At 65.1% G+C, this 14,609-nt stretch carries 19 protein-coding genes; 11 read left to right on the forward strand and 8 right to left on the reverse strand.

Going from position 1 to position 14,609, the window contains the following annotated elements; translation table 11 throughout:
- Together ING98_20400 and ccmA are read right to left on the reverse strand one after the other, a co-directional pair.
- The coding region (locus ING98_20400; GenBank protein MCA3104238.1) for a heme exporter protein CcmB at nt 1–219 on the reverse strand (219 nt) is incomplete at its 3' end.
- The gene (ccmA, locus tag ING98_20405) at nt 216–842 is read right to left on the reverse strand and encodes a cytochrome c biogenesis heme-transporting ATPase CcmA (protein MCA3104239.1); all 627 of its coding nucleotides are present in this window, start codon (nt 840–842) and stop codon (nt 216–218) included. The genes ING98_20400 and ccmA, both read right to left, overlap by 4 nt.
- Nucleotides 843–1,051: 209 nt before the next feature.
- Between ccmA and ING98_20410 the strand changes: the two genes are divergently transcribed.
- Genes ING98_20410 through ING98_20420 form a run of 3 tightly spaced genes read left to right on the forward strand, consistent with a single transcriptional unit; the run spans nt 1,052 to nt 4,331 of the window.
- Nucleotides 1,052–2,062, forward strand: a complete 1,011-nt coding sequence (locus ING98_20410; GenBank protein MCA3104240.1) for a tripartite tricarboxylate transporter substrate binding protein — start codon at nt 1,052–1,054, stop codon at nt 2,060–2,062.
- Between the two features lie 13 nt (nt 2,063–2,075).
- Nucleotides 2,076–2,933 (forward strand): alpha/beta hydrolase, encoded by an 858-nt coding sequence (locus ING98_20415; GenBank protein ID MCA3104241.1) that lies wholly within the window; start codon nt 2,076–2,078, stop codon nt 2,931–2,933.
- Nucleotides 2,934–2,939: 6 nt separating this feature from the next.
- Complete coding sequence (locus tag ING98_20420) at nt 2,940–4,331, forward strand: MmgE/PrpD family protein (protein ID MCA3104242.1); 1,392 nt, start codon at nt 2,940–2,942, stop codon at nt 4,329–4,331.
- A 46-nt stretch (nt 4,332–4,377) separates the two neighbouring features.
- Here ING98_20420 and ING98_20425 read toward each other — a convergent pair whose 3' ends face one another.
- Nucleotides 4,378–4,893: a GNAT family N-acetyltransferase gene (locus ING98_20425; protein ID MCA3104243.1), complete on the reverse strand. Its 516-nt coding sequence runs from the start codon at nt 4,891–4,893 to the stop codon at nt 4,378–4,380.
- Nucleotides 4,894–4,896: 3 nt separating this feature from the next.
- Entirely contained in the window at nt 4,897–5,178 is a 282-nt protein-coding gene (locus ING98_20430; GenBank protein MCA3104244.1) for a DUF1778 domain-containing protein, read from the reverse strand.
- Between the two features lie 141 nt (nt 5,179–5,319).
- On the opposite strand from ING98_20430, the gene ING98_20435 reads away from it, so the two are divergent.
- Nucleotides 5,320–5,787, forward strand: coding sequence for a helix-turn-helix domain-containing protein (locus tag ING98_20435; protein MCA3104245.1), 468 nt, complete (start codon nt 5,320–5,322; stop codon nt 5,785–5,787).
- Complete coding sequence (locus ING98_20440; protein ID MCA3104246.1) at nt 5,784–6,170, forward strand: hypothetical protein; 387 nt, start codon at nt 5,784–5,786, stop codon at nt 6,168–6,170. The genes ING98_20435 and ING98_20440 overlap by 4 nt, the downstream gene beginning before the upstream one ends.
- A 39-nt stretch (nt 6,171–6,209) precedes the next feature.
- Here the strand turns inward: ING98_20440 and ING98_20445 are convergent, their stop codons facing one another.
- Both ING98_20445 and ING98_20450 read right to left on the reverse strand, forming a co-directional pair.
- Nucleotides 6,210–6,638, reverse strand: a complete 429-nt coding sequence (locus ING98_20445) for a type II toxin-antitoxin system VapC family toxin (protein ID MCA3104247.1) — start codon at nt 6,636–6,638, stop codon at nt 6,210–6,212.
- Nucleotides 6,635–6,889 carry a plasmid stabilization protein gene (locus ING98_20450; protein ID MCA3104248.1) on the reverse strand — a complete coding sequence of 85 codons (255 nt, stop codon included), beginning with the start codon at nt 6,887–6,889 and terminating at the stop codon, nt 6,635–6,637. Before ING98_20450 ends, ING98_20445 begins: the two co-directional genes overlap by 4 nt.
- A gap of 135 nt (nt 6,890–7,024) precedes the next feature.
- On the opposite strand from ING98_20450, the gene ING98_20455 reads away from it, so the two are divergent.
- Nucleotides 7,025–7,270, forward strand: a complete 246-nt coding sequence (locus tag ING98_20455) for a DUF2191 domain-containing protein (protein MCA3104249.1) — start codon at nt 7,025–7,027, stop codon at nt 7,268–7,270.
- Complete coding sequence (locus ING98_20460; GenBank protein MCA3104250.1) at nt 7,260–7,697, forward strand: PIN domain-containing protein; 438 nt, start codon at nt 7,260–7,262, stop codon at nt 7,695–7,697. Before ING98_20455 ends, ING98_20460 begins: the two co-directional genes overlap by 11 nt.
- A gap of 52 nt (nt 7,698–7,749) precedes the next feature.
- Here ING98_20460 and ING98_20465 read toward each other — a convergent pair whose 3' ends face one another.
- The gene (locus ING98_20465) at nt 7,750–8,910 is read right to left on the reverse strand and encodes a Fic family protein (protein ID MCA3104251.1); all 1,161 of its coding nucleotides are present in this window, start codon (nt 8,908–8,910) and stop codon (nt 7,750–7,752) included.
- Nucleotides 8,911–8,971: 61 nt separating this feature from the next.
- Complete coding sequence (locus tag ING98_20470; protein MCA3104252.1) at nt 8,972–9,730, reverse strand: DUF3592 domain-containing protein; 759 nt, start codon at nt 9,728–9,730, stop codon at nt 8,972–8,974.
- A gap of 793 nt (nt 9,731–10,523) precedes the next feature.
- On the opposite strand from ING98_20470, the gene ING98_20475 reads away from it, so the two are divergent.
- The 4 genes from ING98_20475 (at nt 10,524) to ING98_20490 (ending at nt 14,341) form a co-directional block, all read left to right on the forward strand.
- Nucleotides 10,524–10,829, forward strand: coding sequence for a hypothetical protein (locus ING98_20475; protein ID MCA3104253.1), 306 nt, complete (start codon nt 10,524–10,526; stop codon nt 10,827–10,829).
- A 125-nt stretch (nt 10,830–10,954) separates the two neighbouring features.
- Nucleotides 10,955–11,308 (forward strand): zinc ribbon domain-containing protein, encoded by a 354-nt coding sequence (locus tag ING98_20480; GenBank protein MCA3104254.1) that lies wholly within the window; start codon nt 10,955–10,957, stop codon nt 11,306–11,308.
- Nucleotides 11,309–11,430: 122 nt separating this feature from the next.
- Nucleotides 11,431–12,339, forward strand: a complete 909-nt coding sequence (locus ING98_20485) for a hypothetical protein (GenBank protein MCA3104255.1) — start codon at nt 11,431–11,433, stop codon at nt 12,337–12,339.
- Between the two features lie 238 nt (nt 12,340–12,577).
- Complete coding sequence (locus tag ING98_20490; protein ID MCA3104256.1) at nt 12,578–14,341, forward strand: DUF2326 domain-containing protein; 1,764 nt, start codon at nt 12,578–12,580, stop codon at nt 14,339–14,341.
- The last annotated feature ends 268 nt before the right edge of the window (nt 14,342–14,609 follow it).

Genomic DNA, 14,609 nt, shown 5'->3' on the forward strand with positions numbered 1-14,609 from the left:
CAACAGCTCCGGCTGCGGCCCGATGCCCAGCGGGAACAGACTGACCACGATGATGAAGAAGAACAACGTGGTCAGCAGCTCCGCCGGCCGGCGCAGCGTCAGCAGCAGGTCACGGCGCAGCACGGTCAACGGCGTCCGCAGAAACGGTGCGGGCACCGCGCCGGAAATCGGGGTCTGACCCCGATTTTCCCCACTGTCTCCTTGCCGTGCGTCCTTCATCGTGCACCACCGAGGCGCAGCTGATGCAGGGTGGCCGGTGCCGCCGGCTCGATCGCCTGGTGCGTCGCTACCACCGCCACGCCGCCGCCGTGCAGGTGCCGTCCGAGCCGTGCGATGAACGCATCCGCCGCCTCGGTGTCGAGCGCGGCGAGCGGCTCGTCGAGCAGCCAGAGCTTGCGGTTGCCGAGGTAGAGCTGAGCGAGTGCCACGCGCCGCCGCTGGCCCTGCGACAGCACCCGTCCGGGCAGCATCTCGCGGCCAGTGAGTCCGACTTCGGCCAGTGCGGCGTCGATGGCCGCGGCATCCACCGCCACGCCCGCGATTCCGGCCGAGATCGCCAGGTTCTCGCGCGCGGTGAGGTCGTCCTTGATCGCCGGGGCGTGGCCGAGGTAGCAGAGGTCGGCGAAGAACTCGTCGCCGAGTTCGGTGGTCGCCGTGCCATTCCAGCGCACCTCGCCCGCCTCCGGGCGCGCTAGCCGGGCCAGCACCCGCAGCAGCGTCGTCTTGCCGGTACCGTTGCGTCCGGTCACCTGCAACAGCCCGCCCGCCGGGACGGAGAAGTCCAGGCCGGCGAACAGCACCCGATCGCCACGGGCCGCGGCGAGGGCGGAGACTTCGAGCAACACGACCTCCGGAAGGACGGGTGAGAGTGGGCGGATTCTATCGGCTTTGCCTCGCCGGAAACCGCCCCAGGGCACCGGAACGCCCGCGCCGCGCTACCGTAAGTCGGCAGACATCGGGGTCAGACCCCGGGGTCAGACCCCGGGGTCTGACCCCGATGTCCTCCCGATGTCCTGTTACGCGGATACGATCGCGGTCCAGGAGGTTCTCCATGAAATCGACAGTTACTCCGGCCGACGGCCTCCGCCGCCGGCTGGTCGTCGCGGGCGCGTCTTCGATGGCCATCCTCGCCAATCCCGCCCCCGTCCGCGCCCAGCAGCCCGCCCCGGCCAAGGCCGTCCGCCTGATCGTCCCGTATCCCGCGGGTGGCGGCACCGACGCGCTCGCCCGCACCATCGCCCCGGAACTCAGCGAGGCTCTCGGCCAGCCGGCGATCATCGACAACCGACCCGGCGCCAACGGCATCATCGGCAGCGACGCGGTCGCGCGCTCGAAGCCCGACGGCAGCACCTTCCTGCTGACCATCGCCAGCCACACGATCAACCCGCTGCTGTACACGAAGCTGCCGTACGACAACGACAACGATCTGGTGCCGGTGACCCTGGTCGCGGAATACCCGTTCGTGCTGGTCGTGCACCCGGCGCTGCCGGTGAAGAGCGCGAAGGAGTTCATCGCGCTCGCCCGCAAGCGCAAGGGCGAGGTCACCTACGCCTCGTCCGGCAACGGCAGCGGCCCGCACCTGGGCATGGAACTGCTGGCCGCGATGGCCGACATCGATCTGATCCATGTGCCGTACAAGGGCGCCGCGCCCGCCACCGCCGACCTGCTCGGCGGGCAGGTGCAGGCGATGCTCAACAACTTCCTCGCCTCGGCCTCGCTGATCCGCGCCGGACGCCTGCGCCCGCTGGCGGTGACCAGCCTGAAGCGCTCGGCCGCGATGCCCGAGCTGCCGACGCTTGCTGAATCCGCATTGCCCGGCTTCGAGGTGAACGGCTGGTACGGCCTGTTCGCCCCGCGCGGCACCGCCCCCGCGACGATCGCCGCGATGCAGGAGGCCACCGCCAAGGCGATGCGCCGCCCCGCCGTGGCCGAGCGCCTCGCCGGCGATGGCGCGGTCGCCGTCACCAACACGCCCGCCGCCTTCGCCAAGTACCTGCGCGCCGACAGCGAGAAGTGGGCGAAGGTGATCAAGCGCGCGAAGCTCGCCCCCGAGACGCTCTGAGGTAACGACCCCGATGCCGATCTTCCAGCGCCCCGGCCAGCCCGACCTGCACTACCACCTCGACGACTTCACCGACCCCTGGCGCAACGCCCCGGTGCTGATCCTGCAGCATGGCAACGGCCGCTCGGCCGAGTTCTGGTATCGCAGCGTCCCCTACCTGTCGCGCTTCTACAAGGTCGTGCGGCCGGACATGCGCGGCCTCGGAAAGTCGGGCACGAACTTCGACCCGAAGACGCAGATGGACCCGCAGATCCTGATCGACGACCTCGCCGACCTGGTGACGCACCTGGTCGACACCGTACCGACCGACCGCATCCACTTCTGCGGCGAGTCCCTCGGCGGCATCCTCGGCCTGGGCCTCGCCGCCCAGCATCCCGACCTGCTGCGCACCCTCACCATCTGCGCGACCCCGGTGTTCATCAGCGACAAGATGAAGCAGAGCTATGCCCTCGGCCGCGGCTCGCGCACCGACGCGATGCGCGAGATGGGCGCGGCGAAGTGGGTCGACACCACCAACCGCTCGACCCGCTTCCCGCCCGAGACCGAGGAGGGGATGTTCGCCTGGTACGCGAAGACCTTCGCCGCCAACGACTTCGAGGTGCAGCTGCGGCTGGTGGAGATCCTCAACACCGCGAGTGCCGAGGGCTTCCTGCCGGACGTGAAGCTGCCGGTGCTCGGCCTGTACCCCGACGCCGGCCCGATCACCGATGCCGAACAGGAGCGCCTGCTGCGCGAACGCCTGGCCGACTTCCGCATCGCCTACCTGCCCACGCGCTACCACATGGCGCACATGATCCATCCCGCGACCTGCGCACGGCATGTGCTCGAGTTCATCGGCGCGCACGACGGCATCGCCGTCACGGAGACCTGAACAGCCATGGAACAGTCCCTCGATACCCGCACGGTCACCCTCACCAAGACCTTCTGCAACCACCTCGCCGCGACCACCTACGAGTCGCTGACCCCGGCTGCGGTGCGCGAATGCAAGCGCGGCATCCTCGACTGGCTGGGCTGCGCCCTGGCCGGCAGCCATCACCCCGAGCTCGACATCACGCTCGAGACGCTGAAGCTCAATGGCGGCCGCCCGGTGGCTACCGTGATCGGACGCGGCCTGAAGCTCGGCCTGCTGGAAGCCCCGATCGCCAACGGCCAGATGGGCCACCTGCTCGACTACGACGACACCCACATGGGTGGCGTGGTGCTGCATGCGAGCTCGCCGATCCTGGCGGCGCTGTTCGCGCTGAGCGAGCACCTCGATGAAGTACGCGGCCCGTCAAACCCGGTGTGCACGCCGGTGAGCGGCCGCGACTTCATGCTCGCCTACGCCACCGGCTTCGAAGCCGGCGTGCGCGTCGGCCGCACCGCCCCCGGCCATCATGACGGCGGCTGGCATCTCACGGGCACGCTCGGCACCATCGCCGCAGGGGCCGCCTGCGCCAAGCTGCTCGGCCTCACCGGCCAGCAGATGACCTACGCACTGGCGATCGCCGCCACCCAGGCCGCCGGCATGCAACAGAACCGCGGCACGATGTGCAAGTCGCTGCATGCGGGCAAGGCCGCGTCGAACGGACTGCTGGCCGCACTGCTCGCCTCGAAGGGCTTCGACGGCACGCAGGAGATCGTCGAAGGCAACAAGGGCTTCGGACGCATCTACAGCAAGAGCTGCGAGCCGGAGCGGCTCATCGAAGGCCTCGGCGGCCCGTGGGTGATCGAGACCAACGGCCACAAGCCGTATGCCTGCGGGGTGCTGCTGCATCCGCTGATCGATGCGATGGTGGAGATGAAGCAGCGCTACCCGGTCGACCCGGCGCAGATCGAGGCGATCGCGCTGCGGGTGCATCCGCTGGTGCTGAGCATCACCGGCGTGTCGGACCCGTCGACCGGGTTGCAGTCGAAGTTCTCGTGGAAGCATTCGGCGGCGGTGGCGTACGTGGACGGCAATGCGGGGATCCCGCAGTACACGGACGAGAAGGCAGTAGACCCGGTGATCGCAGGGTTACGCGGGAAGGTCAGCGCCGTCGGCGATGCATCGCTCGGGAAGGATGAGGCGTTCGCGGTGATGCGTGCCGGAGGGAAGACTTTCGAAATCCACATCCCGCATGCGAGCGGGGCGGCGGCGAATCCGATGACGGATGAGGGGATAAGAGCGAAGTTCCTGGCGAACGCCCTGCAGTCCTCGGCCGCCGACCGCTGCAACGCCGTCGCTGCTCTGGCGATGGGCGCGCTAGCCGCGGAGCGAATCGGCAACCTGATCAAGCTTGTTGCATAGCCGTGCCGGGCTGCGGACGGGGTCTCCTCGGGACTCGAAGGCGACGTCATCCAGCGTTTCGAGACTCACCGAAAAGGCGCCGCGCATCCTTCAGCAGCAAGATCAGTTGCTGCTCGCGCGCCGGAGACGCCTCGAAACCGAACCGCAAGTAGAAGCGGGCTGCGGCTTCGTCGATCGGGTGGGTCAGTAACGCTCGAACGCCAGCCTGATCTGCAACCATGAGCGTGCGACGGATCGCGTCCTGAAGCAAGCCGACGCCGAGGCCGCGGCCCTGGTCGACCATGGCCACGGCAAGCCGTGCAAGGATGACTACCGGGATGGGATAGTTGCCCATACCCTTGCGCACGCGGTCAGGCGCTTCCACGCTATCGATCTGCCCCACGGCCAGACTGAAGTAGCCCGCGATGCGCTGGCCATCGACCACTACATAGGTTCTGGCCGAACCGCTGGCATGAGCCTGTCTTGCATACCGAACCAGCCACTCATTCAGCGCAGGGTTGCCGCAGTCGAAGGCGTCCAGCAGGTGCCCGGCGTCCAGCGGCTGTGGCGCGCCCAGAGCCATCAGTCACACCTTTTCAGCCCATGGCGCACGTCGAGAAAACAACTCCTTCAAGCCCGGGTTGTCCCGCGCCGGTCTATCCAGCATGGACAGGAGGGCCTGCGATTGACTGCCCGTCACCAGAAACAGCCTCTGATCCAGCAAGGCCTGCTCAGCGGCCTGGTATGCACTGTCGAGAATGAACTCCGTCATCGACTTGTTCGACATCTCGGCCGCCCGGCGCAAAACGGCTTCCTGCCGGGGAGTGGCACGCAATCCAAGGCGGGCGGAGCGGGTGGCGGTTGTCATGGCGATGCTCTCCGAGATTTCGTGTATGTTAGTACATCAGACGTACAGTGGCAACTGCTGCGCTGACACTGGCGTTTCGATTGTTGCGATTAGAGATTGTTTTGAATACACTCTGAAGCGGTCTTTTGCCCGAGTGCCGACATGAACCCGCTCCCCGTTCTGGAGACTCCGCTGCCCGTCGAGCGCGAAGTCGCGGCCGCCGTGGAGAGCCAGCGCGCGCTTGCGGCCTACCTGAGCACCCGTTTCGAGACGCAGCGTATCCAGATCTTCGATGAGAAGAACCACGCCCACGCGGTCGAGCTTCCCACCTCAGCCCTGCGCCTGCTCGTCGACATCCTGGCTGAACTGGCCGACGGCAACGCGGTCAAGGTCGTGCCCATTCACGCCGAGCTGACGACGCAGGAGGCCGCAGACATGCTGAACGTGTCTCGCCCCCACCTGGTGAAATTGCTCGAGAGCGGTGCGCTCGCCTTTCACAAGGCTGGCAAGCACCGCCGCGTTCGCTTTGCCGATCTGATGGCGTTCAAGGCCGAACGCGACCGATCGAGCAGCCTGGCCATGGCGGAACTGGCACGGCAGGCCCAGGACCTGCGCCTGGGGTACGAGTGACGAGTTCACCGTTCACCGCCATCCCTGGGGCGTTGGTGACGGGCTTCGAGCCGTTGATGGCGGGTCTGTCGCTGCCCGATCCAAATGACCACCACGTGCTGGCCACAGCCATCCGCTGCCACGCGAGCGTGATCGTCACGTTCAACGAGCGCGATTTCCCCGCCGATGTGCTCGATGCCTTCGGGATGGAGGCGCAACACCCTGATGTTTTCACAGAGAACCTCTTCGATCTCGACCCGGCGTCCGTGGTCTCCGCTGCGCAGCGGCAGCGCCAGCAACTGAAGAGCCCCCCTTTGGAGGTTGACCACTACCTCGAAATCCTGCGCAGGCAGGGGCTCAGCCAGACCGTGAAGGCACTCTCGGCCTTTCGTGGAGTGCTCTGAAGCTGGGCGTCGCGGATACTCGTCCGTGACGGCCGCTCATCAGCGAGCGATGAGGCTCCAGGGATCGATCAGATCGATACCGCAGTCCTCGTAGTCGCTCGTGTTGCGGGTTGCCACGGCGGCCTTTCGGGCGCGGGCAATCGCGGCGATCTGGCAGTCAAACTGGCTGATCGGACGGCCCGCGGCACGGCGTGCGGCGGCGATGATGGCGTAGGCGCAGGCCGCAGCGCGATCAAACGGCAAGATGCGATCGCGGAAGTCTTCGTCCAGCAAGCCCTCGATCGCGGTGGTGAGCGCGTTGCGACGCTTGCCTGCGGGAAGGATGGCCACGCCGTGCCGCAGTTCTGCTTCGCCGACCGTGGTGAAGTAAACCTGTGCGCCGTCCTGCCCTGAAAGCCACTGCTCGACCTGCCTGTCCGGTTCCGGTCGCAAGAGTTCGGACAGGACGTTGGTGTCGAGGACGATCATCGAGGTTGGCGACCGAGTTGGGGTGGCTCACGCATGGGCTCGCGAGCGGGTAGCTTGAGTTCGGCTCGCGCAGCCGGAGTCACGCGGGCGCGAATCGCAGCAGCCAGGTCGCGTGGCGAGGCGGCATCGCTCATGACCCGGCGAAGGATGTCGCGCGCCTCCTCCTCCATCGAGCGGCCGTGCTCGGCGGCGCGCACTCGCAAGCGCTGCTTGATGTCGTCATCGAGGTTGCGGATGGTGATGCTGGCCACGGCGGGGCTCCAGTGCTGGAACAGGCCTGGACTTTAACCGATGATTGCAATGCAAGCACTGAATGCAGGAGATTGTGCGCTGGACCTGACCCAGGCATCTTGCAGCTCAAGTACAGAAATCTGTATCCTCAGCGCATGAAGACGACGCTCAACCTGAACGATCAACTGCTGGCCGATGCCAAGGCGCTGGCGGCCCAGCAGCGCACGAGCCTGACGCGATTGATCGAGGAAGGGCTTCAGTTGCGCCTTCGCGCGAAGGCGGACGCTGCCTCGCTCGGCAGGGTTCGTCTGCCTGTGTTCAAGGGTCGCGGCGGTCTGGCCAAGGGGGTGAACCCACTGAGCAACAAGGCGCTGCTCGAAGCCCTTGACGATGACGCCTGATGTCAACGTGCTGGTCGCTGCTTCGCGCAGCGACCACCCGCACCATGGCGTCGCGCGTGACTGGCTCGAGGGGGCGATCGGCGCCGCCAGGGCCAGCGCATCCTTCACGCTGATGCCGATGGTGCTTGCCAGCTTCCTTCGGCTGGTCACGAGCCCGAAGATCTTCCAGTCGGCCACCCCGATCAAGGATGCAGTCGCGTTCATCGACGCGCTTCTGGCGTGCCCCGGTGTTCAGCTCGCGCCCGTGGGCCCGGAGTGGTCGACGTTGCGGCAACTCTGCCTCGACAGGCAGCTGACAGGCAACGATCTGCCCGATGCCTGGTTGTCTGCAGCGGTTGCGCACCAGGGTGAACACCTCGTGACCTTCGATCGAGACTTCAGGAAGCTGCTCACGCGCAGTCAGTTCACGTTGCTGGCACCCGCGTAGATGAGGATTAGCGACCCGTAGTCCATCAAACGCCGCGCCAGCCCCAGTGGGGTCACCGCCAGCCCTGGGCGGGGAACAGGATTTCTGGCGAGTCGTTCAGCTCGTAGCTTGTGCTACGTCCACCCGCGTCCGATCTGCGCAGGACGCCACGGGCCAGCAGATCCGTGATGTCGCGCAGTGCGGTGTCCGGCGAACACTGGGCGATCGCCGCCCATTTGCTGCTGGTGAGCTTGCCCTCGAATCCATCAAGTAGCCGGTTGACCAGCTTCACCTGCCGCTCGTTCAGCGGCGCAGAACCCGGTGCAGCCCAGCGCTGCCAGAACCGCGTCCTGGCCAGCACGGTGTCGAGCGTGTGCTGTGTCTGATCGACGGCGCGGTGCAGGGTTTCCAGAAACCAGGCGAGCCACTCCGTGACATCGAGCGATTGCTTCTGCGTGCGTTCCAGGATGTCGTAGTAGGCCTTGCGCTCCCGCTGGATCTGCGCCGACAGGCTGTAGAAGCGCTGCGGGCTACCATCGGCGCGCGCCAGGAACAGGTCGCCGATAGCGCGCGCGATACGGCCGTTACCGTCGTCGAACGGGTGCAGGGTGACAAACCACAAGTGCGCAAGCCCGGCCTTGATCAGCGGTGGCTCGTTCGACGCGCTGTTGGCCCAGTGGATAAAGCGGTCGGTTTCGGAATCAAGTCGATCGGCCGGCGGCGCTTCGAAATGCACGCGCTGGCGGCCCAGCGGGCCAGAGACGACCTGCATCGGACCGGTGGCATCGTCACGCCAGCCGCCCACATTGATCCGGACAAGTCCCGAGTAGCCGGTGGGGAAGAGTGCTGCATGCCACCCGAACAAGCGATCGCGGGTGACCCTGGCGTTGCAGTTGGCGGTGGCGTCGAGCACCATTTCGACCACGCCCTCGACGTGCCGGTCCACCGGGGCCAGGGCACCGATGTTGACGCCGAGTCGGCGAGCGATGGAGGAGCGCACAGACTCGACGTCGAGCTGTTCGCCCTCGATCTCGCTGGTCTTGATGACGTCCTCGGTCAGCGCCGACAGGCTGGCCTGGTCGCGTAGAGCCACTCCGACATCGGCCAGTCGTCCCATCAAGAGACCCTGGGCTCGGCTGGCGTCGGCCAACAACTGGGCCAGGGCAGCCAGGTCGTAGCGCCAATCTGGCCATTCGCTGGACTGCCAGATGTAAGTGTATTCGCCGCCGTTCATGCGGAGATTATGAGCCATATTCTCCGCAACCGCGCGTTATTCACCGCGCATCATGCGGCGATCACCACTCGACGCCGAATATCACCCCCCAGAAGCCCGCCGCCACGATGCTCCACAGCAGCACGTTCCACCACATGCACAGGAAGCTGCGCACGTAGGCCTGCTCGGGGTTCGATCGCAGGTAGACCACCGGCACGCTGGCGCCCAAGCGGGTGGACTGCGAGCGGGGACCCTCGGCGCGGAAGGTGTGATCCTGCCTGAGATGGTCGGTGAAGCGCACGACCGGGTGGTCGACGGTGGCTTCGTAGCCGTCCTCGATCTCATGTCCGACCACGGTGCCAGTGGCCGTGCCGCCGGAGCGCAGCACCGCGAGCCGCCTCAGCACCTGGTGCGCGATGAATGCCGTGACGGCCAGGGTGACGGCGAGCACATAGTAGAAATACATGGGCGTCGGGAATCCGCGTCGAGGCGAGGGGGAATGGGTGCCGGTGCGGTGGTGACTGACGGGCTGCGCAGTAGGCGGCGTTGTCTGCACCAGCCCAGCATTATCGACGGTGCGCGTCCCTTGCTTGAAGTACTGAAACCGCTCCAGCGGCAGCGCCCGCAGGTACGGAACTTCCTCGCGGTACATCTCCGGCACCTGGCTCTTCTTGCGCCTATGGATGCGCGTGGCCGCCCAGCGCCCGGAAGGCTTGCGGATCGACGCGACGAGGCGATTGATCGCGTTACGGCCCAGCACAACCTGGGCCTCGATCCGCGTCCTGTGAGGTTCGCAGGCCGAGGTGGCGCAGATCGCGGCCGCAGACACGATATCGGGCAACGCACCCTCACTGAGCGGCTGGGTAGCCAGCGCGTCAGCTATGGGGCGGAGATTGTCGCTACACTGTGGCGACAATTGGTGCCCGACAACGGGCGTAACCTTGAAGAGAAGAGCCTGCGCCGCAGTTGCAAGTTGCCGAGACCTACCCTGACCAGCAGATTGTCGTATCGCTGATACGACATTCGAGCTAGATCCACTTCCTGGTGCTGCTGCCCTTGAAGGACCCGCTGGTGCGCGCCTTCCATGCACAGATGTGCGGCATCGAACGCTGGAGCTACCTGTGGGCGGATCGTCCAGAGAGTGAGCGCGGAGGCCACGCGCATAAGCCGCCATAGGCTCACCCGATGAACTTGTGCATGAACGTGGCACTCGAGGGCTACCTCATCCAGCGTTTCGAGGCTCACCGAAGAGGCGTCAAGGGCTAGCGTAGATGCGGCCTGCGGAAGGGCGGTTGGCTCAGTCCGCCACGCGGTCCGCCAGTGCCTTGGACGGCCTGCGATTCATTCCGGGTCGAGATCCCAAAGGTATCCTGGGTCTATTTTGTCCACACCCGCGCCTGCGATACTGCAGTCGCTACGTGAGGCCGGAGGCCGGCCAAACGAAACGTCTTCGGAGCTAACAGCCACCAAGCGCTTGGCGGCCTTAGGAGGTGAGCCGTCGTGGGCCATCGGGGCTTAGGGCCGCAACTCGCCACTCGAAGGCTTTCTGCAAGTAGTCAGGGAGGGGGCGTCAACCCCCGCCAAGCCTAAAGCTCGGCACCCGCAAGCTCGTGACCGAGCCGGTCCTGGAGTGGTTGAGTCCCACGCGCCTAGGTGGGGCAGCGGGCAGCAGCGGCGGCCTCGGCGAGCTCTTCGGCTCGATCCTAAAGACGATCGGATTTCGTGCGAACAGCGGGTCGGTCACGGCCCGTGGAGGCTACATCGTCGGCAAGCGCGGACCGGAGTTCATCGTGCCGAACAACGCACCCGGTGCCGCGGCTGGCATGGTGGTGAACGTCAACGTCCAGGCGCACGATGTGAACAGCTTCCGAGGCTCAGAGGCCGAGATCGCGGCGTCGTTGCCCGCGACCCTGGGACGCGCGCAGCGGCGCAACGGCTGAGGGGCGTCCATGCGCCCGGCATGTGCTGACCGATCATTGACGGGCGCCACGTTCGTCGCCTACGCTGACTACCGAGGGAGGGCGTCCGGATCCCGCCGGACGCGCCGCGCGCTCAGGGGGCAGCCTTGGAGATCGTTGTGCTCTGGATTGCCGGCGCTGTCATGGCCGGAGTGATAGCGGACAGGAAGGGCCGTAGCGGCGGGCTCGTCGCACTGCTCGCGCTCGTGGCTTCCCCAATCGTCGGCATCGGCGTGGCGCTCGTGCTCAAGCCCAACCAGCAGCGGCTGGACGAGGCCGCACTTCGAGGGGGCCACATGTGTCGCTGCCCTCAGTGCGCCGAGCTCGTGCGCGCCGAGGCCGTGCGCTGCCGCTACTGCCAGGCAGACCTGTCGGCACCGGCCGTCGGGGAAGACCAGTCTGATCGCGCGGCGTACGAACTCGGGGAAACGCTTGCCCGTCGGATTAAAGGTAAGGTCTAGGACAAACTCGCCTGTTTTCGCCATCCTCTGCGAGGTAGATCTCCGGCAGGCGGCTATGCTGACGGGATCCAGGGGGGGGCGAAACATCAGGGGCAACAAGGTCAAACGGAATGAGGGACGGCTTGGACGACACGCAACGCAGCTTCTACGGCCTGAAGTTCGAGGTCGCGTTCCTTCGCGAAAAGGGCAAGGCATTCGAAAGCTTGTTCGCGCGGGTGATGTCCCACGGCTTCCCAGGCGACTTCGAGCCAGTGCGTCCCTATGGAGCGCGAGGCGATCTCAAATGTGACGGCTTTCGTCCGAGCGACGGAACTGTGTTTCAGGCCTACGCGCCCGATTCCCATAAACTCGGGGCGCTAATCGCGAAGATCAACGAAGACTTCGCTGGCGCCCTTGCCCACTGGGGCGCGAAGATGCGGCGCTGGGAACTGGTCCATAACGACGGGCGAGGCTTGCCCGCCGAGGCGGTGCGTAGGCTCGACGAGTTGCGCGAAGCCAACCCTACTGTCACCATCGCGGTTTTCGGGGAGGCGGAGATGCGCGCCGTCGTGATGCGGCTCGCGCTCCATCAGCTTGAAGAACTGTTCGGAAGCGCTCCATCACAACGGACGCTAGAGCGGCTCGCCTTCACTGATCTGCGCCCGGTCCTGCTCGCGATCCAGCGCCGGGATCCAGGCGCGGAGCCACCTCTTGCCGCTCCGTCAGCGATCAAGCTCCAGAACAATGCGCTGTCTCCTGATGCAGCGCTGCTTCTCCGACAGGGACGGCGTCGCGAGAAGCTCGTGCAGGATTTCTTCGACACGTGGCCAGACCCAAGCTTTGGCGAAGATGTCGCCGAGGCTTTCAGGGCTCGCTACCAGTGTCTTAAGGCGGTCGATCTCAGCCCCGACGAGATCTTCAGCGACTTACAATCCTTCGCCGGCGGCATGGAGGGCGAGCCGTCGCGCCAAGGTTCCGTTCTTGCCATCCTCTCTTACTTCTTTGAGCGCTGCGACATCTTCGAGGATGTTGCGAAGCATATACGCGCATGATCTTGCCAACCAAGCATATCCGTCCCGATCGAGCGCTCCTCGCCGTTGGAGGTGACTTGCTCGCCTCTCTCCGCGAGCCAATGACAGTGTCTCGGTTATGGGACGACGTTCGCTCAAAGCGCGGCGACGCTGGCGAGCCAGCCCCGATCAATTATGACTGGTTCGTCCTCACGCTCGACCTTCTTTTCATGATCGGAGCAATCGAGCTTAACCGTGGCCTTCTTCGGAAGACCTCCTCATGATCCACGGCATCAGGAGCGACCTGCCCAGCTTCAAAACCCTGACCTTCAAGCGCGGGCTGAACATTATCCTCGCTGACAAGAGTAAGGGCGCCACTGACCGCCAATCGCGCAACGGCGCTGGCAAGACAAGCTTTGTGGAGCTTGTTAACTTCGTTTTCGGTGGAAACGCCGACAAGGACAGCATTTTCCGCTCGCCCGAGTTAACCCCTTGGTCGTTCGAGACCCGCGTGGATATTGGTGGGACAACTGTCGACGTTTCCCGATCGGGTTCGAAGCCGTCGCGCGTCCACCTTCGGGGCGACACGTCGGCGTGGCCGATACAACCCAGGCTTGACGCAAGATCAGGCGACTTGATCTTTACCAACGACGAATGGCGTGCGGTCCTCGGGAGCGTTTTCTTCGGTCTTGACTACGCTGAGGGCGAAGATCGGGCGCGGTTCCGGCCTACGTTCCGGTCGCTGTTCTCTTATTTCGCGCGGCGCCAGAATAGCGGTGGACTGGTCAGTCCGACTCAACAGTCGAGCATGCAGCAGGCTTGGGACCAGCAGGTCGCGGTATCCTACTTGCTGGGCCTCGACGCCCGTATCCCACAAGAATTCCAAGAGATCCGTACGCAGGAAAAGGCCATGGCGGAATTGCGCAAGGCCGCGAAGGATGGTGGCCTCGGGCGCTATTTCGGCACAGCCGCTGATCTGCGCACCCGGCTGACCATCGCCGAGGCCCGCGCGCGGCGCCTGGGAGAACAGCTCGCTTCATTCAACGTTGTGCCGCAGTACGCCGACATCGAGCGAGAAGCCTCTGTGCTGACGCGGGACATCTCGGGCCTCAATGACGAAAACACGACTGACCGCGAACTGATCCTCCAGTTGCAGGATGCGATCAACAGCGAGCAGCCGCCAGCGGCAGATAACCTTGACCGGCTCTACCGCGAGGCCGGCGTGATCTTGCCTAGACTCGTGGCCCGTCGCTTTGACGAGGTCGCTGCCTTTCATCAGGCTGTGGTCCAGAATCGTCGTACGCATCTCGCGAATGAGATTGAGGTGGCCGAGTTCCGCATATCCGAGCGGGACAGCAGACGCGAGCAACTCGACGCACGTCGCCGTCAGCTTATGGGCATCCTACGATCGGGGGGCGCGCTGGAGCACTACGCCCGACTTCAGGAAGAAGCAGTCCGTGGCGAAGCGGAGGCTGAAGGTCTGCGCCAACGGCTCGCCACTGCCGAGCGCATCGAGAGCACAAAGGTCGAACTGGAGATCGAGCGAGCCCGCTTGCTCAAGGCGCTTCAGTCGGATCTTCACGAGCGGGCCGAGTTCATCTCCGAGGCCATCCTCACTTTCGAAGAACTCTCAAACGCGCTGTACGAGAAGGCTGGCAGCCTGACGATCAGTGCGACGCCGAACGGCCCGATCGTTGATGTCCGCATCGACGCCCAGCGGAGCAAAGGCATCACCAACATGCAGATGTTTTGCTTCGACCTGATGCTCGTCGACCTCGCAACTAGGCGCGGAATAGGTCCCGGTTTCCTCATCCACGACAGCCATCTGTTCGATGGCGTCGACGAGCGCCAAGTGGCAAAAGCGCTTCAACTCGGCGCCGACCATGCAGCGTCGGTTGGCTATCAGTACATCGTCACGATGAATTCGGATGCGCTGCCTCGGGACGGCTTCCGTCCGGGCTTTGACGTTGCTGCTTTCGTGTGCGCGACTAAGCTAACTGATGCGACGGAGACGGGCGGCTTGTTCGGGCTCAGGTTTAACTGATCACGCCTGCCACTACCTGCCCACATCCACGCGCACCTTCTAGGTATAGGCCGTAATGTAGGCCCGATGCCGAAACCGCTCAGTGCTGCGTCAATCCTTGCAGTCAGACCGATGCATCATGGGGCGATGAGCTTCCCCCGAAATTTCGTCTTCCATCGGAGCAGTTAGGATGACGGACATGGAGGGAGCAGATGTTCAAGATACCGAAGCAGGAGTACACGGCCGAGTTCAAGGAGCTGGCCGTAAAGCGGGTGAAGTCCGGGCAGGG

It is taken from the genome of Rhodocyclaceae bacterium, from assembly GCA_020248265.1.
Classification (GTDB): domain Bacteria; phylum Pseudomonadota; class Gammaproteobacteria; order Burkholderiales; family CAIKXV01; genus CAIKXV01.